The sequence below is a fragment of the uncultured Mailhella sp. genome (assembly GCF_963931295.1).
Classification (GTDB): domain Bacteria; phylum Desulfobacterota; class Desulfovibrionia; order Desulfovibrionales; family Desulfovibrionaceae; genus Mailhella.
In genome coordinates, this window is the sequence record NZ_OZ007001.1 from 317774 (window position 1) to 344768 (window position 26995).

The following is a 26995-nucleotide window of genomic DNA, read 5'->3' on the forward strand; positions in this document are numbered from 1 at the left end:
GGGTGACCATGGCCATTCGCATAGCAAGAACAGGATTTCCCGTACTGAGCGAGTCTGCCGACAAGGAGGATTTCTGCTGCTGGCTGGAGCTTGAACAGGATTCCGACTTTTCCAAGAACACGATAAGACTGAAAACTTCCGAAGATGAGCTCATCCCTCTCGATCCCGACCACCCTTTTTTGTACGAAACCGTCGATTCCATCCTCGCGCGGCTGCAGAAGGACAGAATTTCTCCCCATACCCGGCTCACACTCCACATCGACGTAGAACAGGACGTTGAGGCGTCTCCCAAAAGCGGTTTTCCACAGCTCGGCATCAAGCCCGCATCGGCGGCTGCTGCGCTGGAGGTGGCGGCGGAAACCCGCTCCCTTTCCTACTCCACCAGTTACGACGACTGGAGCATGCTTATTTCCGCCTGTACGGACTCGCGCAGCAATCTTCTCCCGCTGAACGACCCGGAGGCGGTGGAAAGAAAAGTCGCCCTGTGCAGGAGGGAAAAAACTACCTTTATTCTTCTTCACAGCAGCGATATACGCAACCTTGAAGGCCATGACCGGGAAACGGGAAACGGGAAGGATCTCTCATCCCCGGAGTCTCTGGAAAAGGCTCTGCAGGAAGGACGCTTCATTTTTCCCATTCCCGAGCAGCACGGCAAATTCGTACGCCACGGAGAAGAAACAGGGGAACGATGGAGCCGGGGTCTTGCCGAACTGATGAACTTTAGGCTGAGACCTCTTTACGAAATCGCTCCGGAACCGGCTCCTTCCGTCGCCGACACGGCGTGCGAAAATGCCGACAAGAATACGCCGGCAGCTTTTTTTCTGATGGCCGCCGCCGACTGCGAGGAAATCAGAAAGGAAATCCTTCAGGGCGGCGAACAAACGGAACTGTTCAGGTCTGCCCTGCCGGAAAACAGTCTCGGCCGCGCCGACGCCCTGCCCGACAGGGAACAGCTGTTTCTCGACAGCATGCAGGACGATCGTCTGCTGCCCAATGTCATCATCACCGGCCCCACTGGTTCCGGCAAGACGCTGCTGGCCCAGGGACTCATGGTAAACACGCTCATTTCCGGCAGAAAAGCGCTGTATATCGGCCCGACAAGGGCACTTGTGGAAGAAGTTTTCCAAAAACTGAAACGTCTGCTTCCCGGACACGACGTCATTCTCTCCACGGGAGAAGAAAGCGAACAGGACTGGAGGTTCGGCGCGGCCTGCTTCGACATTGCCTGCATCGTCAACGAGAAGGCCAACGTCATTCTTTCCATGAACCGCCACATGCTGACGAAACTCGGCATGGTTGTGCTGGACGAAGTGCATATGCTCGGCAGCGAACAGCGGGGAGGTCCTCTGGACATGCTGCTGGCCAAGCTGAAAACATGTCAGAACGACGACGCTCCCTTCCTCCGCATTGCGGCCGTCACCACGGAACTTGTGGAAGACCGGAAGGATGTCCCCTCCCTCGACTCCTATCTGTCGCGGACTCTGGACGACAAAGAACTTCCGGCCATGACCGTTTCCGGTCGCTCGCGTCCTCAGAAGGTATGTCACGTGGCCCTGCTGTACGGAAGAACTTCCACGCCCACAGAGGTTCCTCTGGTGGAGTTCTCCACGCAGTCCGACAGAATGCTCAGCTTCGAACACTGTTCAACATTGCTCAACCATCTGAAGGCCCAGGCAAAAAAATTCAAAGACGACAATGCCCACCAGCCTCAGAGCATCCATACCATCGCCCAGTGGATTGACGACCGGTCGAAAGACAGAAAACGCCTTCTTGTCGTCGGCAACAGCAAAAACAAGCTGGTAAACCTGGCGAACGAACTGTTCGACCTGAGAAGGCACGGTCTCTGCGATCCATCACAGAATAAGGAAGACGGCAACAGCAAGGCGGCCGAAGACATACATATCTGCTGCACCAATTATGACATTCCCGGCGACTACGGAAAGAAAAGAATGGAATGGGCCGAGTTCGGCGTTTACATGCACGACAGCGACATGCCCCGCGCCTTGCGCCAGGTAACGGAAAAACTATTCAAAAACGACGCCGCCTGCTCGCTGACGCCTGTAGCCTTCTGCACCGAAACCCTGAGCTACGGCGTCAATCTGCATGCCGACGAGCTCATGCTCCTGGACTTGGAATTTCCTCGGGAAAAGCACGGCGGTGAAGAACTCCGCCCCCTTACGGAAAACGAGTATCACAACATTCTCGGCCGGATAGGACGTTTTAAAACCAGCAACAAGTCCCCGGAAGCCTGCATCATGATCGACTGCTGCACAAAAACATCGCATCTGGACAAGCTGGTATCCTACTACAGGGAACAGTCGCCGCTGCGCAGCATGGCGCTGAAAAAGGAAGATCTCCGCAAGCTGTCCGACGACATGCTCGACGAATTGGACGACATCAGTTTCGAGAGCTTCCGCACCGTCATGGACGCTCTCCGCATGGCCGAACAGCGCAGAAAATCTCCCGTTCGCGCCAAAGAAGTGTTCAACGTTCTCCGGAGCACCTTCTTTTTCCATAACATTAAAAACAACGAGGAGCAGAAAAAACGCCTGCTGAACTTCGTTGAAAAAGTTCTTGATCTGGCCTGCAACATGACCTTTGAACCAGACCTTCGACTGGCGAAAAAGGACTCATCCGTCAACGGAAAAGATGTGTACTCTCTTCTGGAACAGGGGGAGGCCCTCATCGACACGGGCATGAGCTGGGAGAGCGTGAATCCCATGGCCCACTGGATAGCGAAACTCAACGCCGTACTGAAAAAAAACCAGCTCCGCGAAGCGCCGGCCGAACTGCTTCTGCCCGCATTTCTGTCCTGTCGCGAAGTGCTCAAGAGCATGGTGAGCTGCCTGAAGGAATTTCAAAAAATCCACATCGGCAAAGACAGGGCAGACGCATGGAAGGAAGAACGACGAAAGGACTTCCGATCCGCCATGGCACGCGTGCTTTCCTCCCAGGGGGCCGACGTGCGCAATGCCGTGACGGAAGATCTCGTGACCGCCATATCTTCTTTCGTGCAGGAGGAAGGCCGCAGCATTCAGACGGAAATCAAATCCGAACTGAACCTGAGCAACGATCAGACCGACTACCTGGCCGAGCCTTTCTTCCTGAGCGCCCTGCTCATCACGCTGTGCTGGCTGGAAGGACGGCACAACGACATTACGAAGTACACGAAGGACACCATACGAAACCTCTCGAAAACCTCGCTTCACGTTTCCGCACAGAAAATTGAACGCATGTCATGGGCCGCACAGATGTGCAGTCGTTTTTTCCCCGCCTCCAGCGAATATTTTCCGGAAGGAACATCCCTCAGTCCTGCGCTTGCCGCCCAGCTGCCGAGCCTTGCCGTGCGCTTGCGCAAAGGAGTTCCGCTGTCGGCCCTGCCTTTTACCTACGGAGGTCTGCTTTCCCCAAAACAGATACGCCGACTGAGAAAAAACAACGTCACTCCCGAGGAAATCCTGGAACGGGCCTCTTACCCGGGCGACATCAAGGAATCGGATTACCCGCCTTTTTCTCAGCTGCAGTATGCCGTGGGCCGATTCTACAAGGAGCAGTACAGCCTGCTGCAGCACAAGCTCGTGGGCGACGGAAAACAGGATCTGGCCGAACTTCTGTGGCCTCTCCTTTTAAAGAAAAGTTCCCCGACCAAAGACAGCTGCCAAAAGCTGGCTGAAATATGCGGGTGTCTGAACAGGCAGGACTGCCCGGACATCGACCAGGCACTGCTGGTGAATGCGTACGGACTCAACGTGCTGCTCTGCCCGCCTCTGCTGACGGAAAACAAAAACGGATATGACGTCCGCTGCTTCATCCCCATGCACCCCCTCGGATACAGTACGAAACGCGGCCCTGTTTTCACTCCCGGAGGACTCTTTGCCTTCTGCCGTCTCGGCAGCCGTCTGAAAAGTCGTGCCTGGGAGACGTTGCTGGAAGAAGGAAAGGAACACGTTCTTTCCTCCAGTGTCGTTCTTCGCTGGGCCGGCTTCACGCAGCACGTCGACATCAGCATTGATGTGCTGGCCGTCATGGAGCCGTACGGCTGCTGAACCGTCCGGTTGCAAAAGTTGCCGTTCCACCTTCCGCGAACGTTTTGTCCGGAGAAAAACAAATAAATCAGACTCACTGTAAAACGGGTGGATTGCCCTGCTCCGCAAGGTCTTGTTACTTAATCGCGCCTTAAGGGCGCCTGCCTGAACTTCTCAGGTCGGCGCCCTGTCTTTTTCACCTGTTCAAGCCCCCATGCACGTTGACTCACAGTATGCTCCCAAAGAATTTTCTCCGCTTTGAGGCTGAACGCATCCCTATATTCCCTGTCCTCTTATCGAGCATGATATCTTCTCTATCCTGCTCCCGTATATATTTCCTGATTGTGGCTTCGTTCAAACCTGCGGTGCTGACGTAATATCCCACGCTCCAGAATCTCCGATTGCCATACCGGTATTTCAGCTGGGAAAATTCATCAAAAATCATCAGTGAACTTTTACCCTTTATATACCACATAACGGATGATATCGCATACTTTGGCGGCATCATGACAAGCATATGGTCTATCCTCATATGCCCATCAATGCTTTCAATTCCCTTACAATTGATCTGTCGTATTATTTCTTCTGTTTCTTCACGGTATTGCCCGCAAATCACTTTTCTCCTGTACTTGGGAGTGAAGACAATGCGGCACCTGCACAGCCATTTCGCATGTGCCGGATGTTGTTCTTTCGCCATAAAAAAACACCTTTTCGATGTGGACGGGAGCCTGAACAACTCCGTCTTGTCGAAAAGGTGTTTTTTTAGGTATAACCGTTTTGTGTTCCACCCGCTTAGCGGGTGGTTTTCTGTTTCGGTCGCTTCCGCTCCCTCAACTGCCTGAAGGCCTTAACGAAAAAGCCCTCACGATGTTCATCGCAAGGGCTTGATTTCTATGGCTCCCCGAGACGGACTTGAACCGCCAACCTAGTGATTAACAGTCACCCGCTCTGCCTATTGAGCTATCGGGGAACGAAGCAACTCGTCGTTGCAGGGATGTAGTTAGTCGTTTTGGGGTCAGGCGTCAAGCATTTTTTTTGCGCTTTCAACATTTTTTCCGACAAAGGGCGTGCAAACGCGGCAGTTTTGCGACATCGGAAGCGTTTTGCGTGACTTCAAGCCTGATCCCACGGTTTCACCGCTCACTCCCCTGCCTTGCTCACGACTCTCGAAGACCGGACAGGATGCGAGCACCGCAAGCGAGCGCGACATTCGAGCGCATCGGCGTCTGCCATGTCCCGTCTGCGCAAGACACGCTGTACGAACTGCATTGCTTGCACGACGGCGGCTGCGCTTAACGCCGGAAGTGAATTCCGGCTGCGCGCCTGCCGTCGGCCGGGCTCCTGACGTCGCCCGGGGCCCCAGTGCGTTGAAAAACGGCCTTCCGACTGCACTCCCCCACCCTCGCTCTTGGCTTCGGGCATAATCTTCCCGTTCACCCCGTCCTGCCGAACCGGCGAAGCCGGGAGGCAGAATCAGGGGGGCGCGGGGGGAATTATTTCTGACCTTGCAGCGTCCCAACGACTGCGCAATCCCGTCTGCGTCGGACACGCTGTACGATCTGCGGAGCTTGCACGACGGCGGCTGCGCTTAACGCCGGAAATGAATTCCGGCTGCGCGCCTGCCGTCGGCCGGGCTCCTGACGTCGCCCGGGGCCCCAGAGCGTTGAAAAACGGCCTTCCGACTGCACTCCCCCCCCTCGCTCTTGGCTTCGGGCATAATCTTCCCGTTCACCCCGTCCTGCCGAACCGGCGAAGCCGGGAGGCAGAAACAGGGGGGCGCGGGGGGAATTATTTCTGACCTTGCAGACTTCCGAAAACCGCACAGCCCCGTCTGCGCAAGACACGCTGTACGATCTGCAGAGCTTGCACGACGGCGGCTGCGCTTAACGCCGGAAGTGAATTCCGGCTGCGCGCCTGCCGTCGGCCGGGCTCCTGACGTCGCCCGGGGCCCCAGAGCATCGAAAAACGGCCTTCCGACGGAACTCCCTCCCCTCGCCCTTGGCTTCGGGCATAATCTTCCCGTTCACCCCGTCCTGCCGAACCGGCGAAGCCGGGAGGCAGAAACAGGGGGGCGCGGGGGGAATTATTTCTGACCTTGCAGCGTCCCAACGACTGCGCAATCCCGTCTGCGTCGGACACGCTGTACGATCTGCGGAGCTTGCACGACGGCGGCTGCGCTTAACGCCGGAAGTGAATTCCGGCTGCGCGCCTGCCGTCGGCCGGGCTCCTGACGTCGCCCGGGGCCCCAGAGCGTCGAAAAACGGCCTTCCGACGGCACTCCCCCCCCCTCGCTCTTGGCTTCGGGCATAATCTTCCCGTTCACCCCGTCCTGCCGAACCGGCGAAGCCGGGAGGCAGAAACAGGGGGGCGCGGGGGGAATTATTTCCCCCGCATGCCTTTTCTGCCTTTTCTGCCTTTCCTGCCTTTCTCGGGGCAGCGCCCCGAGGGCTCTTGCCGTCCCCTTCCACTTCCTCTTCTACAGCAGGGGACGGAGTTTCGGAGCGGCGGGGAGGATGTTGCCGTTGCGGGCAATGGTGACGACTTCGCAGGGGATGTTGCGTCCGCAGGCGGCGACGGCCTTTTGGACGGCGAGTTCCATGCCGCCGCAGCAGGGGACGTCCATGCGGACGACGGTAATGCTGCGCACGGAGTTCTGACGCAGGATTTCTCCAAGTTTTTCCGCGTAGTTGACGGCGTCGAGCTTAGGGCAGCCGATGAGGGTGACGCGGCCGCGCATGAAGCGGCGGTGGAAGTCGGCGAAGGCGTAGGCGGTGCAGTCGGCGGCGATGAGCAGGTCGGCGTTCTGGAAATAGGGCGCGGAGAGGGGCGCAAGTTTGATCTGCACGGGCCAGAAGCGCAGTTCCGACGTTTCTTCGCCCGCGGGTTCGACGTGCAGGGTGCGTCCGGACTGTTCCAGATGGGCTTTCACGGCGCTTTCGTCGTAGGCGTCGGCCTCGCGGAAGTCGAAGGAAATGGCTCCGGCAGGACAGGCGGGCAGGCAGTCGCCGAGGCCGTCGCAGTAGTCGTCGCGCACGAGACGGGCCTTGCCGTCCTGCATGACGATGGCTCCTTCGTGGCAGGCGGAGGCGCACAGGCCGCAGCCGGTGCAGGCGTCTTCATTGATATGGATGATTCTTCTGAGCATAATTTTCTCCTGATGAACTGATGAAGCGCTTGCGGGGAGCGCCTGTGAACGTGACCGCGCGACCGAATGCCGCGCGCGAAGAATTTCGACGAAGTCCAGAACGCGAAACAGCATGCGAACCGCGCCCGGAACGAACCTTCCCGGCCTGCGGGAGTCCGCCCGTCAAAGATAATCCCGAACATGCGCCGCGCAAGGATATTTTTCTGTGATCCCGGGCATTGACGCCGCAAAGCCGGGGTCGTACACCAGAGCGAAATTCGCCCGACGCCGGAAAAAAGGCGTCACGTTTTGCCGAAACGGCCCTCCGGACATGTCCGGACGCCCCGGCGACGCCGGCAACAGACGCGACTTGCGTCCGTTCGCCGCGCCCGTTCCGTGCCGCCCCAGGAAACGCTTCCGCCCCGACCATCGAGACGCATCCCGCTTCCCCGGCGGCGCAACAGTTCTCACGCAGGAGTATTTGCCATGGATGCCACGGACCGCATCTTTCTTGCCATGATCGACTACTTTGCCAATGATCCCAAAAGGATCCAGCACCTGACCAAGGTACACGCCTTCGCCCGGCTCATCGGACGCGAAGAGCAGCTCGACGCCCGCACGCAGTTCGTGCTCGAATCCGCGGCCCTCGTTCACGATATCGGCATCCGCCCGGCCGAAACCAAGTTCGGAAGCTGCTCCGGCGCGCTCCAGGAACAGGAAGGCCCCGCCGAAGCCCGCCGCCTGCTCGAAAACCTCGATATCGACCCCGACGTCGTCAACCGCGTCTGCTTCCTCGTGGGACACCACCATACCTACACCGATATCCACGACCCCGACTACCAGATCCTCGTTGAGGCCGACTTCCTCGTCAACCTCTACGAAGACAACGAAAGCAAACACGCCGCCTCCGCCGCCCTCCGCCGCATCTTCCGCACCCCCTCCGGATCAAGAATCTGCAAAACCATGTTCGGACTCGAAGAAGAATAGTTGGAATGGAAGGGAGACAGGCCAGAGCAACGGGGCTCCGCCCCGGGAAAGGCAGGAAAGACAGGAAAGGCATGCGGGGGAAATAATCCCCCCCGCGCCCCCCTGTTTCCGCCGAAGGCTGCGCCCTCGGCGGGGCGGGAGTGGGCAGGCAAGGCGAGTTGCCGAAGCGATGTCTGACATGGGCAGACTGCGGTCGCCGGAGTGCTCGGCAGGCGCTGTTTTGTCTGCGGTCTCAGTGCAGGTGTGTCCTGCCGGACCCACCTGCGGCGGCCGACTCCTGTCCGGCCCCCGCCGGACAGTCGCATCAAAGGATGGGATTTCCAGATTTTCTGGGAAAAACATCAAGGGCCGCGAAGGTAAAATCCAAAACGCCCTTTCAACGCTCTGGAGCCCGCGACCTGCCTTCAGGCGGTCGCGCCGACGAGCATAAGCAGGCGGGATTCACTCCCGCCGTTAAACGCAATGCCCGTCGTACAAATTCCGCAGGCCGCACGGCGTATCTTGCACAAACGGGCAGTTGCGGCACTCGGAAAAAGGAAAATGTCGGTCGCGCCGAGGGGCATAAGCAGGCGGGATTCACTTCCGGCGTTAAACGCAGCCGCCGTCGTACAAGTCCCGCAGTCTGTACAGTGTGTCTTGCGCAAACGGGACAAGGCAAACGCCGAAGCGCCCGAGATGCGGGCAGACCGGGCATCCCCCCTCGCACAGAATAGCCCGCTATTTCAAGGCGGCGTTGCCCTCCTGTTCCAGACATTCCCCCCTCTCGCGCAGAATGCCCCTGTCCCCGCGGCTCCCCTTCCTCAGCCCGAATGCACGGCGCGTCGTCGCAGGAACTTTTCACGGCGCGTTTTTCCGGCTTGTTCCGCCATCCCCAAGGGGGCGCTTTTTGCGTCAAACACAGCCCCGGTTCTGCCAAAAATGTCACCTCGGACGGCCATTTTTGTCGACAAGCGTGAAAAATTTTGAATATTTTTAAAAAAGTCTTTTTCTTTCAACTAGTTGTGTTTTGTATCATTATTGACAAAATCATCCATCAGGAATAACGTGCTCACAGCAGTCTTTCCGTTGCGCCACAACGACCGGAAAGCGTTCTCTCCCCATCAACAGCAAGTTTCAGAGGTGCGTTCCCTTGAAAAAGTCTCTTGCAGTTCTCATGTCTCTGGCCATGCTTCTCGCCGGCTCCGTCGCCGCTGAGGCCAAAATCACCCTCAAGGTGGCCAACTCCGGCCCCGACACCCCGGAAAACCGCACCGTCTGCGCGGCCGACGTCTATACCGACATGGTCCGCAAAGCCACCAACGGCGAAGTCGAACTCGTGTTCTATCACGCGAGCAAGCTCGGCGGCGAAGCCGAAGCCCTAGAAGGCATTCAGATGGGCACCATCGACATGGGCACCCTCACGAGCGGCCCTGCCGCCAACTTCGTGCCCCAGACCATGGTGTTCGACATTCCCTACCTCATTCAGAGCAGCCCCGCGGGCTGGGAATTTCTGAAGTCCGACTTCGTGAAGAAGCTTTCCGACGAATTCTGCAAGAGAACCGGCGTGCGCATTCTCGCCGTGGCCGAACACGGCTTCCGTCACTTCACCGCCAAGGGCGTGGAACTGAAGAGCCCCGCCGACATGAAGGATCTCAAGATCCGCGTGATGGAAAACCCCGCCCACATGGCCATGACCCGCGGCCTCGGCGCTTCCCCCACTCCCATTTCCTACAGCGAGCTCTACATGGCCCTGCAGCAGGGCGTGGTGGACGGCATGGAATGCCCCATCGCCAACATTCACGACTCCAAGTTCTACGAAGTGCTGGACAGCCTCGTGCTTGACGGTCATCTCTACGGCCCGCTGCTCATCTTCATCAACGAAGACAAGTTCCAGAGCCTGACCCCCGCCCAGCAGGAAGCCCTCTACAAGGGCGCGCAGGCCTTCTGCATCGTGCACGCCGGCATCACCGCCGCAAGCGACGCCGCCGCCCTCAAGGACATGGCCGACAAGGGCATGAAGATTCATCAGCCCACCCCCGAAGAACAGAAGATGTTCCGCGAAGCCGCCCAGCCCGCCGCCCTCAAGATCATTGCCGACCGCGTCGGTCAGCAGTGGGTCGACGACGCCATCAAGGCCGCGAACGAGGCCGAAGCCAAGGTCGCCGGCCACGAACAGCAGCTCATGGATGAATGCATCCGCGAAGCTCAGGAAATGGTGAAGATCGCCCGTTCCGGCAAGTAGGCGCTTCCGCCCCGCAGCCAGTGTTCCCGGGAAAGGCTTTTTCTGCGGAATGAGCCTTTCCCAGTTGTTTTGTCCCGAAACATCCGCACGGTCTTTTGACGGTGGCATCGTCCCCGACTTTTTCCTGTGCGGGCCTTAACCGAAGCGCCTGTCCGGCGCTTCCTTCCTTTTGAGGTTTACCCTAATGAAAAATGTCATGACGTTGATCTCCCTTCAGGTCAACAGGCTGACCAATGTTCTCATGAAGGTCAGTCTGTGGCTGGGCATCGCCCTCTGCATTATTATGGTCGTGGCCACGCTGGGGCAGGTTTTCTGCCGCGTTACGCATCTGTTCACCTTTGAAACCAGCGAGGAAATCGCCCGGTTCAGCATGTGCTGGATGGCCATGCTCGGCAGCGCCGCCGCCCTGCGTCAGGGCAGGCATCTCGGCGTCCGCATTCTCGTCGAACATCTGCCTTCCGGCGTGTACGACAAATATCTCGCCCCGATCATTCAGCTTGTCATGCTGGCGTTCTTCCTGCTCGTCACGGTCAAGGGCTGGGCCTTTGCCATGCGCGGCGCCATGCAGGTTTCTCCTGCGCTTCAGCTTCCCATGATCTATCCGTACCTCTGCCTGCCCGTGGGCGGCGCCCTCATGGCCCTTTCCATGATCGCCGACATGCTCCAGGATCGCTTCCCCACCAGCGCCGGCTCCAACGCCAGCATCGCAAGCACCGTTATGGAAGACATCTCCGAAGTCGCCGCCACCTGCGAAAATTCTCAGGAAGCCCCCGTCTTCGATCCCCTCTCTCAGAACCGCGACAGCAAGTAGGGATCTCGTCATGCTCATGCTCATTTTTCTCGTCTTTCTGGTCTCGCTGTTCCTCGGCGTGCCGGTCGCCCTCTGCCTCGCCTTCACCACGGTGGCGGGCCTCATGCTTCACGACACCTCCCTGCTCGTGGTCGTGCAGCGCATGTTCCAGGGCTTCAACTCCTTCTCCCTTCTCGCCGTGCCCTTCTTCGTGCTCGCCGGCGATCTCATGAACAAGTGCGGCATCACCCAGCGCCTCATCGACTTCTCCTACATGCTGGTCGGCCGCATTCCCGGCGGTCTCGCCCATTCCAACATCGCCGCCTCCATGTTCCTCGGCGGCATCAGCGGCTCCGCCGTCGCCGACGCCGCCGCCATCGGCTCCATCATGGTTCCCGGCATGATCAAGAACGGCTACAATCCCGGCTTCAGCGCCGCCGTCACCGCCGCCGCCTCCACCATGGGTCCCATCATTCCGCCCTCCATCCTCATGGTCATCATGGGCGTCACCACCGGCATGAGCATCGGCGGACTCTTCATGGCAGGCATCGTGCCCGGCCTCATGCTCGGCCTCGGCATGATGGCCTACAGCTACTTCGTCGCCATCCGCGAAAACTATCCCCGCGATCCCAATCCCCTCACCATCAAGCGCTTCTGCCGCGAATTCTGGAAGGCGCTCCCCGCCCTCATGGCCCCCACCATCATCATGGGCGGCATCATGTTCGGCATCTTCACCTCCACCGAAGCCGCCGCCGTCGCCGTGCTCTACGCCCTGCTGCTCGGCATCTGCCACCGCACCCTCCGCATGAAGGACCTCATCGAGGTGCTCGGCTCCAGCGTGCTCACCACCGCGGTGCTCCTGCTCATCATCGGCACCGCCAACGCCTTCGCCTGGCTCCTCGCCGCCGAACAGATTCCCAATCAGCTCGCCGCCCTCATTCAGTCCGTCACCAGCAACAAGCTCATCATCCTGCTTCTGCTCAACATCCTGCTGCTCTTCGTCGGCATGTTCATGGAAGGCGGCGCGGCCATCATCATTCTGGCCCCCACTCTCCTCAACGTGGCCACGCAGGTGGGCATCGAACCTTTGCACTTCGGCATGATCATGGTGCTCAACATGGCCGTCGGCCTGCTCACCCCGCCGCTCGGCGTATGTCTGTTCGTCATCTGCGGCGTCACAAAGCTCGACCTCTCCTACGTCATCCGCTCGGTGCTGCCGTTCATTGCCGTGGAACTCGCCGTGCTGCTGCTCGTCACCTACGTGCCCGCCTTCTGTCTCACCATCCCTCGCATGCTGGGATACCTGTAACCTCAAGCCTTTTCTGATCTCCCTCTGCCCGGGCCCGGGAATATTCCCGCGTCCGGGCGCGGGCGTTTTCTTTCGCCTTCAACGGGAAGCCTTACGCTTCCTCAACCGGTATCTGTCATGAACACGAAACTCAGTTCCCACGTCACGCCGCTGCGCTTCAGCGTCATCCGCAGCATGCTCGAAAAGGCTTCCGCCTATCACGACGTCATTTCCCTCAGCATCGGCGAGCCCGACTTCGACACCCCCGCCTTCGTGTGCGAGGCCGCCATGAAAGACGCCGAACACGGCTACACCCATTACGCCGCCTCCTCCGGCGACGCCGATCTGCGCGCCGCCCTGCTCGACGCCGAACGCGCCAAGTCCGGCCTGCCCTGGCAAGAGGAACATCTGCTCATCACCTCCGGCGCCATGCACGGCCTGCTCGCCGTGATGCGCACCCTGCTCGACGAAGGCGACGAAGTGCTCACCCCCGCGCCCTGCTTCTCCGACTATCAGGGCCACTGCGCCCTCGCGGGCGGCAGACTCGTGCCCGTGGCCACCAGCTTCGAGAACGGCTTCATTCCCACCCTCGACGACATGGAAGCCGCCCTCACTCCGAAAACGCGCGCCCTGCTCATCAACTCGCCCTGCAATCCTTCGGGCGTGGTCTTCGACGCCGCCACCCTCGACATGCTCGCCGATTTCGCCGTGCGCCACGATCTTGTGGTGATTTCCGACGAGGTGTACGACAGCATCGTGTTTCAGGGAAAGGCCGAAAGCATTGCCACGCGTCCGGGCATGTTCGAGCGCACGGTGGTGCTCAATTCCTTTTCCAAGGCCTTTGCCATGACCGGATGGCGCGTGGGCTACGCCCTCGGCCCCTCCTGGATCATGAAGGAAATGATTAAAGTGCTGAGCTACTCCGTGGCGAGCACCGGCACGCCGAATCAGCGCGCCGCCCTGGCCGCGCTCAAGGGCCCGCGCGCGCCCTTCGACGCCTTCCGCGACGCCTATCGCCGCCGCACGCATCTGGCCGCCGAACGCCTCAACGCCATGCCCGGCGTGCGCTGCCTCGAACCTGCCGGAACTTTTTATCTGTTCCCGCACATCGAGGCCGCGGAACAGGATTCCCTGGCCTTTGCCCTCGATCTGCTCGACAAGGAACAGGTCATCGTGGTGCCGGGCTTCCCCTTCGGGCCGGAAAAAACCGTGAAGGGCTGCGTGCGCCTCGCCTGCACCGTGGACGAAAACAGGCTCTCCGAAGCCATGGACCGCATCGAACGTTACCTGAAGACGCGCTAGCACAAGAGGAGAAAAGCTATGAGTCTGCCTTCCGGCATTGCCGGCGAGCTGAAAAATATTCTCGGTTCCGAGGGCTTTCTGGAAAGCGAAGAGGATCTGCGTTCCTTCGCCTACGATCTTTTCGCCAATCACAAGCCCGACGCCGTGGCCCTGCCCGCCTCGGTGGAAGAAGTTTCGGCCGTCATGCGGCTGTGCAATCAGCATCACGTGCCTGTGTATCCGCGCGGTTCCGGCACCAGTCTGGCCGGCTCTCCGGTGCCGGTCATGGGCGGGCTCGTGCTGTGCAGCTCGCGCATGAACAAGGTGCTTGAGGTGTCCGTCACCGATCGCCTCGCCCGCGTGCAGGCCGGCTGCGTCACCGCCGAGCTGCAGAAGGCCGCCGCCGAAAAGGGCCTCATGTATCCGCCGAACCCCACCTCCTGCCTCTATTCCACCATAGGCGGCAACGTGTCCACCAACGCGGGCGGCGCAAGCGGAGCCAAGTACGGCGTCACCCGCGACTACCTGCTCGGCCTCACCGTGGTGCTGCCCGGCGGCGAAATCGTGCGCATGGGCAACCGCTGTCAGAAGGACGTCACGGGCTTCGATCTGCCCCGCCTCATCTGCGGATCCGAAGGCCTGCTCGGCTTCATCGCCGAAGTCACGGTGAAGCTCATTCCGCTGCCCGAAAGCATCCGCACGGCGCTCGCCTATTTCGACGACGCTGCCGAAGCCGGTTCCGTGGTCACGGACATTGTGGGTCACCGCATTCTGCCCTGCACGCTCGAACTCATGGACGGCGTGTTCCTGAAAACCGTGGCCGAAGTGTACGGCGTGCCCTGCCCCGAAGGCGCGGGCGCGGCCCTGCTCATCGAGGTGGACGGCCCCGACATGGTGCTCGAAGGACAGATGAAGACCATCGAGAAGATCTGCGGCGACCATCACGCCATCGGCATGGAATTCGCGGCCACGGAAGAAGAACGCGACACCCTCTGGAAGGCGCGTCGCGGCGGCACGGCGGCGCTGGTGCGCCAGGCCGACCGCCTGGTCACGCTGGACTACGCCGTGCCCGTGTCGCTGCTGCCCAGGGCGCTCAAGCTCATGGAAAAGCTCGCGAACGAGCATCACTGCAACGTGGTGACCATCGCGCACGCGGCCGACGGCAATCTGCATCCCATGGTGCTCTACAGCCCGGGCGTGCCTGCGGAAGACGCCGCCTATCGCGCCTTCTGCGACGCCTCCACCCGCGCCGTGCTCGAACTCGGCGGCACCGTGAGCGGCGAACACGGCATCGGTCTGGAAAAGAAGCAGTACATGCCCATGCAGCTCGGCGACGAACAAATGCGCATCATGCGGGGCATCTGCCGCCTGTTCGATCCCTACGGCATCATGAATCCCGGCAAGCTGGAGCGATAGTCATGAACGGCCCCACCTGTGAATACTGCGGCCGCTGCCTGAGCGTGTGCCCCAGTTACAAGCATTATCTCGTGGAAACCTTCGGCCCGCGGGCGCGCATCGATCTGGCCCGCGCCGTGGCATCCGGCGAACTCAATCCCGGCGAACGCTACCACGAATCCATCAAGAGCTGCATGCAGTGCCTCTCCTGCACGGAAATCTGCGGCAAGGGCGTGGACGGCGCACAGATCATTCTCGACGCCCGCCTCGCCGAAGGCGACGGCAAGCTCACCATGAAGCGCCGCCTGGAAAAAATGGTGACCTGCGCGCTTCTGCCCCGGCGCGAGCTCACGCGCAAGGTGGTGCGCGCCTGTTCGTTCTTCCAGTGGCTGTTCCCGCTGGATCGGCGCGGCAGCATTCGCCATCTGCCCGACGCCCTGTGCGGCGCGGCGGGCAAGCGCAGCATGCCGAACCTCGCTTCCAAGTCGCTGTACGACCTTCTGCCCGAACGCATCATGCCGCCGGACAACGTCACGCAGATCGGCGAAGTGGCGCTGTTCACGGGCTGCTTCGGCGGCCTCGTGAACGTGGAAGCCTCGCTGCGCCTCGTGAACGCCCTCACCGCGCGCGGCTACACCGTGTTTCTGCCCCGCGCCCAGTCGTGCTGCGGCGCGCCCGCCCAGCTCAGCGGCTTCGGCGAAGCCTTTGAAAAGGCGCAGGCCCACAACGCGGAAGTGTTCGCCGCCTGCGGCTCCATGCCGGTGCTCACCCTGTGCGCCACCTGCCACCGCACCCTCTCGCGCGAATACACCCTGGCCGGAAAGGAACTCGCCGGCCGCATCGTGGACGCCGCCGTGTTCCTGCGCCGCCACGACGCCCGCTTCGGCTTCGATTCCCCCCTGCCGCCGCTGCCCGCCGCGGCCCTCCTGCGCCAGAAGGAACGCCCCGTGAGCGCCGGCGATCCGCTCGTCGTCGCCGTTCACGATCCCTGCCACTTCCGCCTCGACAATCAGGTGAAACACGCCATCCGTGAGGAACTCGCGTCCAGGCCCTGGATAAAGCTCGTGGAACTCCCCGACCCCGGCGCCTGCTGCGGCGGCGGAGGCATCTCCAGCCTCAAAAACCCAGACATCGCCGACGAACTCGGCGAGGCCAGAGCTAAAGCCGTCATCGAAAGCGGCGCCGACGTCGTCACCGCCCAGTGCCCCGGCTGCGTCCTCCAGCTCAACAACCACCTGAAACGCCTCAAGGCAACCGCCAGAGCCTGCCATACCCTCGAACTCATCGGGAAGTAATTGAATGGAAGGGGGACAGGCAAGAGCAACGGGGCGCTGCCCCGGATTGATTGGAAGGGAGACAGACCGGAGCCAACGGGGCGCTGCCCCGTACCCCGCCGGGGGAAATAATTCCCCCCGGTCCCCCCTGATTCCGCCTCCGGCTTCGCCGTTCGGCGGGTCGATTGGCCGGCCTGGCGTGGTTTCGGCTGCATCTTCAGTGCGGACGGTTGACCGGCTCCCGCCGCTCAACCGAAAGAGCTTGCACGACGGCGGCGGGTTTAACGCCGGAAGTGAATTCCGGCTACGCGCCTTCCGTCGGCCGGGCTCCTCAAGTCGCCCGGGGCCCCAGAGCGTTGAAAGAGAGCCGCTCGGCTACCACCGCTCAACCGTAAAAAAAGACAAGGAGTCGGGATGTTCTCCCGGCTCCTTTAACTATCTTGAAATCCTTCCTTATTCACATCGGTTCCGGCAAAAGCCGGAATCGATGTCGGCCACCGCAGGTGGGTCCGTGAGGACACACCTGCACTGCGTCCGCAGACAGAACAGAGGCTGCCAAGCACTCCCAAACCTCGCAGCCTGCCCCTGCCAGACATCGCTTCGGAACTCGCCCTGCCTTCCCGTCAACGCCTGCTGAAGCAGCGTTAGCTGCGAAGCAGAAACAGGGGGGGCGCGGGGGGAATTATTTCCCCCGCATGCCTTTCCTGTCTTTCCTGCCTTTTCTGCCTTTCCTCTCTTCTACTGTCGTTCGAGGACGAGCATGGTGAGCGGGGGGAGGTAGAGGGTAATGTCCTGCAGGTCGATGCCGGTAGAGGCGTCGCTGAAGTGTTCGGTGGGGGGCTTATGGGGGACGAGGTTGCCGCAGCCGCCGAAGCGGGGTTCATCGGAGGACATGAGTTCGACGTACTTGCCAGGTTCCACGCGGAAGCGGAAGTCCGGTTCCGGGCGGGTTTCGTGGAAGTTGAAGGCGAAGAGCAGTTTGCCGCGCGAGAAGGCGAGCAGGCGCTTGTCTTCATGGATGAAGCGAAATTCCGGGCCCTTTGCGAAGTCGCGGCGATGCTTGTCCACAATTTCCTTCATCTGCGCCTTGTCCCAGCGGGCGAGGGCCGCGTAGAACGACACCTGATCTTCGGCGAGCTGCCACTGACGGTGAGCGTGTTCCTGATCATCGAGCCACTCGGGGTGGCCGAATTCCGCACCCATGAAGTTCAGGTAGCCCGCGTCGGCGGACATGAGGGTGATGCCGCGCATGAGCCTGTAGAGAGCCACGCCGCGGGTTTCGTTCCATGTGGCGTTGAAGGGACTCATGCGGGTGTACATGGCATCGCCCACAAGACGCCAGATCATGGCGTCGTCGCCGTTGATGCACTGATCGTGACATTCCACGTAACTGATCGTTCGGTCGTAGGGGCGGTGATTGGTCATTTCATACCACAGCCTGCCCATCGCCGAAGGCGTTTTCACGTACTTGCCCCAGAAGTCCGGCAGGCCCATGGCAAAGCGGTAGTCGAAGCCGAGTCCGCCCTGATCCGGCGAACAGGTGAGTCCGGGCATGCCGCTGAACTCTTCCGCAATGGTCACGGCGGAAGGATTCAGCTTGTGAACCAGCTCGTTGGCAAGGCACAGGTACAGCTCGCCCGCCGCGTTGGTGCGCCTTTTGCCGTCCGGCCCGTAAAAGCAGCGCCCCACATGCTCAAAACTGTCGCCGATGCCGTGATCGGTGTAGAGCATGTTGCCTACCGCGTCGAACCTGAATCCGTCCACATGAAACTCTTCCATCCAGTAACGGCAGTTCGACAGCAGAAAACGCCGCGTCATGTCCTTGCTGAAGTCAAACGACGGCGTGCCCCACTGATTGGAGCGCTCATCGAAGAAATACGAACTGGTGTCGTAGCGGGCAATGCCCTGCTCCGTATTGGCGCAGGCGTGCGCGTGCGTGATGTCCAGAATGACAGAAAGCCCCAGATGATGCGCCTCATCCACCAGACGGCAGAACCCGTCCGGCGTGCCGTAGCGCGACGACGGCGCAAAATAACTGCTTACCTGATACCCGAAGGACTTGTACAGCGGATGCTCGGGAACCCCCATGAGCTGCACCGCCGTGTAGCCGTCGGACTTGATGCGCGGCAGCATGTCGCGGATAAAGTCGTCGTAACTGCCCACCGAGCCCGGCGTGTGCTTGCGCGCATCCTGCGACATGCCGATGTGCGCTTCGTAAATGCGCGGAAACTTCGGACGCACCGGCCTGTCGTAGCGGAACAGATACGGCGTCTGCGGATCCCATACCCGCGCGCACCACATGTCGGGATTGTCCTTCTGCTGCTCCACCCAGCAGGCGAACGCCGGAACCCTGCGCACTACCCCGCTCTCGCCCGTGCCCTCCACGTGCAACTCATAGTAGTCGCCGTGAAAAAGCGCGTCCTTCGGCAGATACATGCGCCATAAGCCGCCGCCAACGTTCACCAGCTCGTATTCCGGACGCCGCTCAAAATTCGTGCGGCTCGTCGCCAGCCATACCCGCGTCGCCTGCGGCATGTACTCCGCTACACGCCAGCAGTCCCGCCCCTCGGGATCCAAACCGCGATGCAATCCCAGCCGCTGATGTAAATCCGCATACAGCTTCAGCGATCCATGCCCCCGTCGAAGACGGGCCATCTCTTCCTGAAAACGCTGCGTCCTCTCCTTCAAAAAGGAGCGATATCCCGAAAGCTCATTGTCAGTCAAAGGATTCAAAGGCGACATTCCTTACCCCCAAAAGCTCCATTATACCGTTCCACTCCCCTCCACCATAACGGATTCCCCCCTTAAAAGAAAGGGTGAAGGGAAGGAGGGGGAGAGAGAAGAGAGATGCGGGGGAAAGGGGACACCCTTTTGAAAAAGGGTTGTCCCCTTTCCCCCGCACCCCCTTTCCCCTTCCTGAAACTTTTAATTTTGGGGGATGAACAAGGGGGGAATGGCAACATATCGCCACATGTGCAGAACAACGCGATTTCCCAAAGCTCCACCGAAACCTGTTCAGATTCATAAATCCCAAGTATGAAGAACCAATAAAAGGCTCTGGAAATCGCTTCCTTTGACACGACTGCCCGGCGCAGGCCGGACAGGAGTCGGCCACCGCAGGTGGGCGCAGCAGCGCACACCTGCACTGCGTCCGCAGACCGAACAGCGCCTGCCAAGCCCCCCGGCGTCCGCAGTCTCCTGCTGCACTCCTCAAGTCGCCCGCGTTCCCCCGATCGCTGAGAGGCAGCCTTCCGGCTTTTCCTCCCCCTTCGCCCTTCTTTCTGTCCATAATCTTCCCGTTCACCCCGCCCCGCCGAACCGGCGAAGCCGGGAGGCAGAACCAGGGGGGCGCGGGGGGAATTATTTCTGACCTTGCAGTGTCCCGAAGAACTCGCAGGCAGTTTGCACAAGACACACTGTACGGCCTGCGGAACTTGCACGACGGCGGCTGCGCTTAACGCCGGAAGTGAATTCCGGCTGCGCGCCTGCCGTCGGCCGGGCTCCTGACGTCACCCGGGGCCCCAGTGCGTTGAAAAACGGCCTTCCTACTGCCCCCCTTCGCCCACAGCTTCGGGCATAATCTTCCCGTTCACCCTGTCCTGCCGAACCGGCGAAGCCGGGAGGCAGAAACAGGGGGGCGCGGGGGGAATTATTTCTGACCTTGCAGTGTCCCGAAGAACTCGCAAACAGTTTGCACAAGACACACTGTACGGCCTGCGGAACTTGCACGACGGCGGCTGCGCTTAACGCCGGAAGTGAATTCCGGCTACGCGCCTGCCGTCGGCCGGGCTCCTGACGTCGCCCGGGGCCCCCGAGCGTTGAAAAACGGCCTTCCGGCGGCACTCCCCCCTTCGCCCACAGCTTCGGGCATAATCTTCCCGTTCACCCTGTCCTGCCGAACCGGCGAAGCCGGGAGGCAGAAACAGGGGGGCGCGGGGGGAATTATTTCCCCCGCATGCCTTTTCTGCCTTTACTTCTCTTCGGCTTTGGCAGCGGCGGCCTCTTCGGCGACGTATTGGACGGCGAGGCGGGCGGCGAGGGCGAGCTGGTCGTCGCGGGGCATGGATTCGTCGTCGAGTTTGGCGGCGAGCACGTCGTTCAGAATACGGCCTATCATGGGTCCGGGCTGGATGCCCATGCGTTTGAGGTCGTCGCCGTTGATATCGGGCTTCATCTGTCGGCCCATGTAGATGTAGCGGGTCAGTTTTTCATGCTGTTCAGGATTGTTTTCCTGGGCGAGGAGGTAGAGCAGGGTTTCGAGGGGGGCGCGGCCGAGCATGCGGTGCAGATCGCTGATGGGGCCCTTTTTCTTTTCCCACTGGGTCATGCCTGCGCGGGCGGCCATGATGGCCGAGCGCACCTGCATGGTCTGTCGTTTTCTCTTGTCGGAGAACTGGAGTCTGGCGAGCAGGGATTCCACTTCCGGGGCGGGGGCGCGGCGGCAGAGCGCAATGACCATGAGCATGAGCAGGTCGGGTTCTTCGGGCAGGTACATGCGCATGTACCATTCGAGCACGCGGCGCACGCGGTCGGCCATGTCGCGTTTTTCGTCGTTCATGGCGAGCAGCGGATGCACTTCGGCAAGCAGGCCGAGTTCGTCCATGCGGCGGAATCCGAGATAGGGATTGCGTTCCTCCATCATGAGTTCGAGTTCATGGCAGATGCGCGAGCCCGACAGGTGATGAATGAGGTGCAGATCGTCTATGGCGTTGCGCATGAAGCGTTCGCACTGGGCGCCCATGCGGAATCCGTAGCGCTGCTCGAAGCGCACGGCCCGGAACATGCGCGTGGGGTCTTCCACGAAGCTCAGGGCGTGCAGGGTGCGGATGCGCTTGTTGCGGATGTCTTCCTGACCGTCGAAGAAGTCCACGAGCTGACCGAACACCTGCGGATTGAGGCGCACCGCCATGGCGTTGATGGAAAAGTCGCGGCGATAGAGGTCCATCTTGATGGAGCCGCGTTCCACCTGCGGCAGGGCTCCGGGTTCGGAATAGAATTCGAGGCGCGCGGTGGCGATGTCCACCTTGATTTCCGTGGTGTCGGCAAGGTGCGTGCGGCGATGCCTCTCCACGTCGGCGCAGAGGCTTTCGGCGGGAAACACGAGCATGGCGGTCATGAATTCGCGGTGCTCGCGCACGCGGCCCTTGAGCCGTATGGCCAGATTGTGCGCAAAGGCCATGGCGTCTCCCTCGATGACGAGGTCGATGTCGATATCCGGCCACTTGAGGCCTTTGCCGTCCATGACGAGATCGCGCACGAAGCCGCCCACCACGTACACCGACGCGCCGACGTCGTGTCCGATTTCGCCGGCCATGCGCAGAAAGTCGAGACAGGGAGCCGAAAGGCGCTTGCGCATCACGGAAACGAGATTGCGTTCCTTGCGGGCCTTGCGGCTCACCGGCGGAATGTGCGCGCCGTTTTCGCCCATGAACAGGCGGATGATGTCGGTTCGGGTGACCACGCCCACCACGGAGCGCGTGAGAAGTTCGGCTTCGCGATCTTCGTCGTCGAGGCCCTGCGGATCGGGGCCGTCCACCACGGGAATGAGCCGCTGCTGACCGCCCACCATGATGTCCACGAGTTCCTGAATGCCGGCGCTCTGCGGCACCACGTTGAAGGAACGCTGCATGTACATGCCCACCGCGATGTTCGCAAGCCCGTGACCGCAGGCCTTGGCGGCGGTTTCCTGCGAGAGAATGCCTATGCAGCGCTGCGTGCCGTCGGCAAAAATGGGCACGGCCTTGAGTCCGTAGCGTATCATGAGCGACTGCGCCTCGCCGATGGTGAGCCTCTCCGATGCGCCGAGGGCGGGGCTTGTCATGAGCTTGCCTGCGTTTTCGTCGGCGTTCACGATGAGCGAAGCCTGCATTTTGAGAAAGTCGCGCACCTGGGGGAGCGTCATGTCCTTCACGGAGGCGGAAGCGGCATAGTAGTGTCCGCCGCCGCCGAGCCTGCGGCAGATTTCTCCCACGTCCACGAGGGGGGTGCGGCTGCGACCCACGACCTGCACCTTGTCTTCCATGGACGCAATGGCAAAGAGCACCGAGCAGTCTTCGATTTCCATGATGCGGGGAGCGAGGGTGGCGAAGTCGTCGAGAAAGGTTTCGCTCTGCATGGACGATATGGCCATGACCACCCCGCCGCCGATGTCGCGCGCCTGGGTGTTTTCAAGCATGGCCGACAGGGCCTTGAGCTGTTCGCGGCCCATCACGCGCGTGATGAGACGGCTCACCACGGCGAGATCCGCGCCCCGCGAAAGCAGCCATGCGGCGGCCTCAAAGTCGCGCGGGGTGGTGGAACTGTACACGAAGGACCCCGTGTCGCCGTAGATGCCGCCCGCAAGCGAGGTGGCGATTTCGCAGGTCAGATTGATGTTGCGGCGGCGGATTTCTTCCACCAGAAACGTGCTCACCGCGCCGACGGCGTCATCCATCATGAGGGCGGCGGGGAGGCGGTCGTCGCCCTCGTCGTCGCTCAGGGGATGATGATCCCACACGTGGATTTCCAGATCCTTGCGTTCGAGGAGCTTTTTCACCTGGGGCAGACGGCTGGCGAGATGCGTATCCACCACGACGAGGCGCTTCACCTGCGTGATGTCGAGTTCGCGCTGACTCACGCACGGATACAGCGGTTCGACCACTTCGTCGTAAAATTCCTGCACCTGCCTCTCCTGACTGCCGGGGAAAAGGAGCACGGCGTCGGGATAGAGCGCGAGCGCGCCGACCAGCGCGGCAAGGGCGTCGTTGTCGGCGTTGGCGTGGCAGGTGACGACGGTATCAACGTTCATGGGAATCATCCTTTGAGTTTTCCTCGCTGGGGAGGGATGCGTCGCGCGGGACGGAAGCATGGTAAGCGGCGGGGGACGGAGCGGAATCCGACGCCGCAGCGATGAAGGAGGAAGCGGCAGAAGAATCTGCGCCTGCAAAAGATGCCGCGGAAGACGCGGCGGGGGATGCGCCGGAGGCCAGGTCGGGAGAGGTTACCCCCACGGCAGAAACATCAGAGTCGGCAATTCCGGCTTCGGAAGAGGCCGCCCGGCCTTTCGCAAAGGTTGCGCCGGAAATCGACGACCGCGCCCCGGCGGAAGAGGCCGAATCGGGAACGGCGCCCGCGTCTGAGGAAGAGCAGGAGCCCGTGAACACGGCATCCGCGCCGTCGGCAGAAAGTTCGGCAGTCCCCGCCATCTCGGCAGCGCCGGAAGAATCTGCATCCGCGGAAGCGCTCCCCTCCCCGTCTTCGCCGGGATCCGCGCCTGCGGCATGATACGCGTTGCGCGGATGACAGCGGCGGTACACGTCTTCCAGAAGATCGGACCGCACGTGCGTGTAAAGTTCCGTGGCCGCCAGATCGCTGTGACCGAGCAGCATCTGCACGGTGCGAAGATCGGCCCCGCCTTCCAGAAGATGCGTGGCAAACGTGTGCCGCATGGTGTGCGGCGAAATGTCGCGCCCGATGCGGGCTTCCAGGGCGTAGCGGCGGATGAGCTTCCATACCGCCTGCCGCGTGAGCCCCATGCCCGACCGGTTCAGAAACACCACGCTTTCCTGGGGCATGAACTCCGGGCGCACCGAACGCAGATAGTCGTCCATTACCGCCACGGCCCGCGCGTGCATCGGCACCAGACGCTCCTTGCGCCCCTTGCCGAATACCCGCACCACGCCGCTTTGCAGATCAATGTCCAAGGGTCGCAGATGCACGAGTTCCGACACCCGCAGCCCCGACGCGTACATGAGTTCAAGCATGGCGTGATCGCGCCGCCCGAGCTTGGTGCGCGTGTCCGGCGAGTCAATGAGCGCCAGCACTTCCTGACGCGTCAGCACGTTGGGCAAAACACGCGGCAGCTTGGGCCCGTCCAGCAGCTCGGCGGGATTGCCTTCCATGAGCCCCAGATCCACGCACCAGCCGAGAAAGCCCCGCAGGCACGAAAGCCGCCGCGCCAGCGTGCGCTTGCCGTCGCCCCGACGCCGCAGCCATACCACAAAAAGCAGAAGCTGCTCGTCGTCCAGACGCGAAAGCGCCTGCTTCGCCGTGCAGTCGCCAAGCCCGCTCTCCTCCAGAAACGACGACAGCGAGGCAATGTCCTGCCGATACGAATCCACCGTCATCGGCGAAAGCCCCCGCACCGCAAGAAGCTCGTCCAGCCAGCGCTCCCCCAGCGCCCTCAGACTGTCCGACGGAGCCCGCCGTGCCGCAGAAAGCGCCGTAGGCTTCTTCTCCTTCTCCTGCGAAACGCCGTCCGGCGCGTCAATCACCGCCTGCGCCTCCAGCAGCGCAGACCCTTCCGCCGCCGAATCAGCGCGTACCTTGCGCGGCCGCCCCCTGCCGCGCTTCACCGCCGCAGGCCACGGCTCCAGTCCCGCCTTCTCTGCCGACATCTCTTCCTCCTGAAATTCAACCAGAGATTAACTGCCCCGCCCCGCAGCGTCAATTCCCCCCGGGAGGAGAGAGGAAGGGGGACAGACAAGAGCCTTCGGGGCGCTGCCCCGAACCCCGCCGGGGGAAATAATTCCCCCGACAAGTCGGGACAAGCCCCCGGGCCCCCTGTTTCCGCCTCCGGCTTCGCCGTTCGGCGGCTCAGGCTTGCGGGAATGACGGAGGGAACCTCGAAAGGGAACGCAAAGACGACAGAATGCGGGGGAGACAAAAACGGATGAAAGAGTCGTAAATCAAAGACAGGAACTCCGAAGTCCTCGCGAAAAGACGAGGCAGGGAAACGGATGTCCGCCGCGAAAACAAAACGCCGGACGACAAAAGGACGGAAGGCAGCGAGCGGAAAAACGACGAAACAATAATAGATCAACAAACAGACGTCGACGCAGTGACAGACGCTGCCGGAATGCGAACGTCGAACGAAAAAAATCGACGCCCTTCCGTCGTTCTTTCCCCCTTCTTCGAGCCGTTCGTCATTGTTTCGCCCATGCGCCGAACGCCGCGCCTTCTTCCGCCCCGGTCTCTCCTTCTCTCCAGACGATTCCCGGCCCGAAATTTTCTCTCGGCGAAGCCCTTTTTCCTTCCAAAGCCGACCGGCCCGCCGTCGCCGGTCCCGAAAGTTCGTCCTGTCTCCGCCAGAACGCCGCGCTTCCCGTCGGACGACCCTCCACCGCGCCCCTCTCCTTCCTCAGTAAATCGCCCCGGCGCGCCTTCTCCTCAGACCGAGCCACTTTTGCCGAATCCTCGTTCTTCGCCTGCCGCTTCGAGCTTCTGCCCCTGCCCCCTCGCCTCTTCATCCGAAATCTCGCCCCGAACCTCGCCTCCCCTGTTTCGCCTCCGGCACAACGCCCCAGTGTCCTCCCCTCCCCCTCAAAAAACTTCTCTTCTTTTGTCAATGTCTTGTGAAATTCATATCAATTTTCCCCCACAAATGATAAAAACGACGCCCATCTCCCGCACGCGCCCCCTGCTTCCCACCCCCGGCAAACGGATTGCACGCCAGACTTTTCCAGGCATTCCGCTCCGCAGCAGCGCTCCCTCCCCCGCGCTCATCTTGTGATGAAAAAACCTTCCTCCTCGATTTGTTACCTTTCTCCCCTTGCCTTTACCCTTCCATAAAGGTATTGTGATGGCGCACAAATTTGTTCCCCGCCTTATGGCGAGACTCTGTACTTTCCGGGTGTGTGATTTGCCGAAGACGAAAAAATATCTGCCGATTCTGGGAAAGCTCCTCGTTCTTTTCATCTGTGCGCTGGCCTGCTGGCTTCTCTACGACAAGCTCAAGCGCTACAGCATGGAAGAAATCATAGACAGCATTCTCCACATACAACATCGGCAACTTATTCTTGCCGTTGTGCTCGTCGTCATCAACTACGCCATTCTCGTGGGCTACGACTGGCTCGCCGTGCGGGCCATTCATCGGCGTCTGCCCTTTCCCCGCGTCTGCCTCGTATCCTTTGCCGGTTCGGCCGTCAGCTACAACCTCGGCGCGCTGCTCGGCGGCACCACCGTGCGGTATCGCCTCTACAGCGCCTGGGGCTTCCATCCCATCGACATCGTGCGCCTCGTGCTCATGCTCGCCGTCACCTTCTGGATCGGCGCGCTCGGTCTCGCAGGCGGCGTGCTCCTCTTCGCCAACGTGCACATTCCCCCGGAACTCGGCATCGAACCCGGTCACATCCGCCCCCTCGGCGCGGGTCTGCTTGCCCTGTGCATCCTTTATCTGCTCGTCTGCTGGTGGGCCAGAGGCCGAGCCGTGCGCATCTTCAAAAAAGAATTCGCCCTGCCCACCCTGCCCATCGCCCTCGCTCAGACCGCCGTCGCCTGCGCCGACCTGCTCGTCGCCGCCGCCTGCCTCTACGTGCTCCTGCCCGAGCACAGCACCCTCACCTTCGCCGACTTCCTCCCCAACTACCTCCTCGCGCAGGTGGCCGTGGTGCTCACTCACGTTCCCGGCGGCGTGGGCGTGCTCGAACTCATCCTCATGCACATCATCCACGGCGTGAATCCCAAACGCCTCTTCGGAGCCATCCTCGTTTTCCGCGTGCTCTACTACCTCGTGCCTCTGCTCATCTCCCTCGTCATGCTGTTCTTCTATGAACTCCGCCTGCGCAGACGCACCCCCGAAGAAATCGCCGCCGACGAAAAGGCTACCGAAGAACTCCCCGAAAGCAAATAAT

At 61.1% G+C, this 26995-nt stretch carries 15 protein-coding genes and 1 tRNA gene; 9 read left to right on the plus strand and 7 right to left on the minus strand.

Annotation, left to right across the window (positions count from 1 at the left end):
* Positions 1 to 8: 8 nt before the first annotated feature.
* Positions 9 to 4046 carry a DEAD/DEAH box helicase gene (locus ABGT79_RS01370; RefSeq protein WP_346664662.1) on the plus strand — a complete coding sequence of 1346 codons (4038 nt, stop codon included), beginning with the start codon at positions 9 to 11 and terminating at the stop codon, positions 4044 to 4046.
* A gap of 205 nt (positions 4047 to 4251) precedes the next feature.
* Here the strand turns inward: ABGT79_RS01370 and tnpA are convergent, their stop codons facing one another.
* The 3 genes from tnpA to ABGT79_RS01385 form a co-directional block, all read right to left on the minus strand.
* Positions 4252 to 4722, minus strand: coding sequence for an IS200/IS605 family transposase (gene tnpA, locus ABGT79_RS01375; protein ID WP_346664663.1), 471 nt, complete (start codon positions 4720 to 4722; stop codon positions 4252 to 4254).
* A 197-nt stretch (positions 4723 to 4919) separates the two neighbouring features.
* Positions 4920 to 4995, minus strand: a tRNA-Asn gene (locus tag ABGT79_RS01380).
* Positions 4996 to 6501: 1506 nt separating this feature from the next.
* Positions 6502 to 7170, minus strand: coding sequence for a 4Fe-4S binding protein (locus tag ABGT79_RS01385; protein ID WP_346664664.1), 669 nt, complete (start codon positions 7168 to 7170; stop codon positions 6502 to 6504).
* Positions 7171 to 7635: 465 nt separating this feature from the next.
* Here ABGT79_RS01385 and ABGT79_RS01390 point away from each other — a divergent pair, with 465 nt between their 5' ends.
* On the plus strand, positions 7636 to 8136 hold the full coding sequence (locus tag ABGT79_RS01390; RefSeq protein ID WP_346664665.1) for an HD domain-containing protein: 501 nt from the start codon (positions 7636 to 7638) through the stop codon (positions 8134 to 8136).
* Between the two features lie 800 nt (positions 8137 to 8936).
* Here the strand turns inward: ABGT79_RS01390 and ABGT79_RS01395 are convergent.
* Entirely contained in the window at positions 8937 to 9131 is a 195-nt protein-coding gene (locus tag ABGT79_RS01395; protein WP_346664666.1) for a hypothetical protein, read from the minus strand.
* Between the two features lie 134 nt (positions 9132 to 9265).
* Here ABGT79_RS01395 and dctP point away from each other — a divergent pair, with 134 nt between their 5' ends.
* The 6 genes from dctP (at position 9266) to ABGT79_RS01425 (ending at position 16406) form a co-directional block, all read left to right on the plus strand.
* Positions 9266 to 10357 (plus strand): TRAP transporter substrate-binding protein DctP, encoded by a 1092-nt coding sequence (gene dctP, locus ABGT79_RS01400; protein WP_346664667.1) that lies wholly within the window; start codon positions 9266 to 9268, stop codon positions 10355 to 10357.
* Between the two features lie 196 nt (positions 10358 to 10553).
* Positions 10554 to 11168: a TRAP transporter small permease gene (locus ABGT79_RS01405; RefSeq protein WP_346664668.1), complete on the plus strand. Its 615-nt coding sequence runs from the start codon at positions 10554 to 10556 to the stop codon at positions 11166 to 11168.
* A gap of 10 nt (positions 11169 to 11178) precedes the next feature.
* Positions 11179 to 12456, plus strand: a complete 1278-nt coding sequence (locus ABGT79_RS01410) for a TRAP transporter large permease (protein ID WP_346664669.1) — start codon at positions 11179 to 11181, stop codon at positions 12454 to 12456.
* A 117-nt stretch (positions 12457 to 12573) separates the two neighbouring features.
* Entirely contained in the window at positions 12574 to 13737 is a 1164-nt protein-coding gene (locus ABGT79_RS01415; protein ID WP_346664670.1) for a pyridoxal phosphate-dependent aminotransferase, read from the plus strand.
* Positions 13738 to 13755: 18 nt separating this feature from the next.
* Positions 13756 to 15132 carry an FAD-linked oxidase C-terminal domain-containing protein gene (locus tag ABGT79_RS01420; protein ID WP_346664671.1) on the plus strand — a complete coding sequence of 459 codons (1377 nt, stop codon included), beginning with the start codon at positions 13756 to 13758 and terminating at the stop codon, positions 15130 to 15132.
* A gap of 2 nt (positions 15133 to 15134) precedes the next feature.
* Complete coding sequence (locus ABGT79_RS01425; protein WP_346664672.1) at positions 15135 to 16406, plus strand: (Fe-S)-binding protein; 1272 nt, start codon at positions 15135 to 15137, stop codon at positions 16404 to 16406.
* 717 nt (positions 16407 to 17123) lie between these two features.
* Here ABGT79_RS01425 and ABGT79_RS01430 read toward each other — a convergent pair.
* The 3 genes from ABGT79_RS01430 to ABGT79_RS01440 form a co-directional block, all read right to left on the minus strand.
* On the minus strand, positions 17124 to 19127 hold the full coding sequence (locus ABGT79_RS01430) for an alpha-amylase family glycosyl hydrolase (protein ID WP_346664673.1): 2004 nt from the start codon (positions 19125 to 19127) through the stop codon (positions 17124 to 17126).
* A 1228-nt stretch (positions 19128 to 20355) separates the two neighbouring features.
* A complete protein-coding gene (locus tag ABGT79_RS01435; protein WP_346664674.1) occupies positions 20356 to 23172 on the minus strand; it encodes a CBS domain-containing protein in 2817 nt (938 codons plus the stop codon).
* Positions 23162 to 24760: a site-specific tyrosine recombinase gene (locus tag ABGT79_RS01440; RefSeq protein WP_346664675.1), complete on the minus strand. Its 1599-nt coding sequence runs from the start codon at positions 24758 to 24760 to the stop codon at positions 23162 to 23164. The genes ABGT79_RS01435 and ABGT79_RS01440 overlap by 11 nt, the downstream gene beginning before the upstream one ends.
* Before the next feature lie 1244 nt (positions 24761 to 26004).
* Between ABGT79_RS01440 and ABGT79_RS01445 the strand changes: the two genes are divergently transcribed.
* Positions 26005 to 26994, plus strand: coding sequence for a YbhN family protein (locus ABGT79_RS01445; RefSeq protein WP_346664676.1), 990 nt, complete (start codon positions 26005 to 26007; stop codon positions 26992 to 26994).
* Position 26995 lies beyond the last annotated feature (1 nt).

What these genes read in the sequence shown, in the direction of transcription:
- ABGT79_RS01420 (WP_346664671.1), top strand. Translation starts at nt 13,756, where the DNA reads ATGAGTCTGCCTTCCGGCATTGCCGGCGAGCTGAAAAATATTCTCGGT.
- ABGT79_RS01440 (WP_346664675.1), bottom strand. Translation starts at nt 24,760, where the DNA reads ATGTCGGCAGAGAAGGCGGGACTGGAGCCGTGGCCTGCGGCGGTGAAG.
- ABGT79_RS01410 (WP_346664669.1), top strand. Translation starts at nt 11,179, where the DNA reads ATGCTCATGCTCATTTTTCTCGTCTTTCTGGTCTCGCTGTTCCTCGGC.
- ABGT79_RS01370 (WP_346664662.1), top strand. Translation starts at nt 9, where the DNA reads ATGGCCATTCGCATAGCAAGAACAGGATTTCCCGTACTGAGCGAGTCT.
- ABGT79_RS01405 (WP_346664668.1), top strand. Translation starts at nt 10,554, where the DNA reads ATGACGTTGATCTCCCTTCAGGTCAACAGGCTGACCAATGTTCTCATG.
- ABGT79_RS01415 (WP_346664670.1), top strand. Translation starts at nt 12,574, where the DNA reads ATGAACACGAAACTCAGTTCCCACGTCACGCCGCTGCGCTTCAGCGTC.
- tnpA (WP_346664663.1), bottom strand. Translation starts at nt 4,722, where the DNA reads ATGGCGAAAGAACAACATCCGGCACATGCGAAATGGCTGTGCAGGTGC.
- ABGT79_RS01425 (WP_346664672.1), top strand. Translation starts at nt 15,135, where the DNA reads ATGAACGGCCCCACCTGTGAATACTGCGGCCGCTGCCTGAGCGTGTGC.
- ABGT79_RS01385 (WP_346664664.1), bottom strand. Translation starts at nt 7,170, where the DNA reads ATGCTCAGAAGAATCATCCATATCAATGAAGACGCCTGCACCGGCTGC.
- ABGT79_RS01390 (WP_346664665.1), top strand. Translation starts at nt 7,636, where the DNA reads ATGGATGCCACGGACCGCATCTTTCTTGCCATGATCGACTACTTTGCC.
- ABGT79_RS01430 (WP_346664673.1), bottom strand. Translation starts at nt 19,127, where the DNA reads ATGTCGCCTTTGAATCCTTTGACTGACAATGAGCTTTCGGGATATCGC.
- ABGT79_RS01435 (WP_346664674.1), bottom strand. Translation starts at nt 23,172, where the DNA reads ATGAACGTTGATACCGTCGTCACCTGCCACGCCAACGCCGACAACGAC.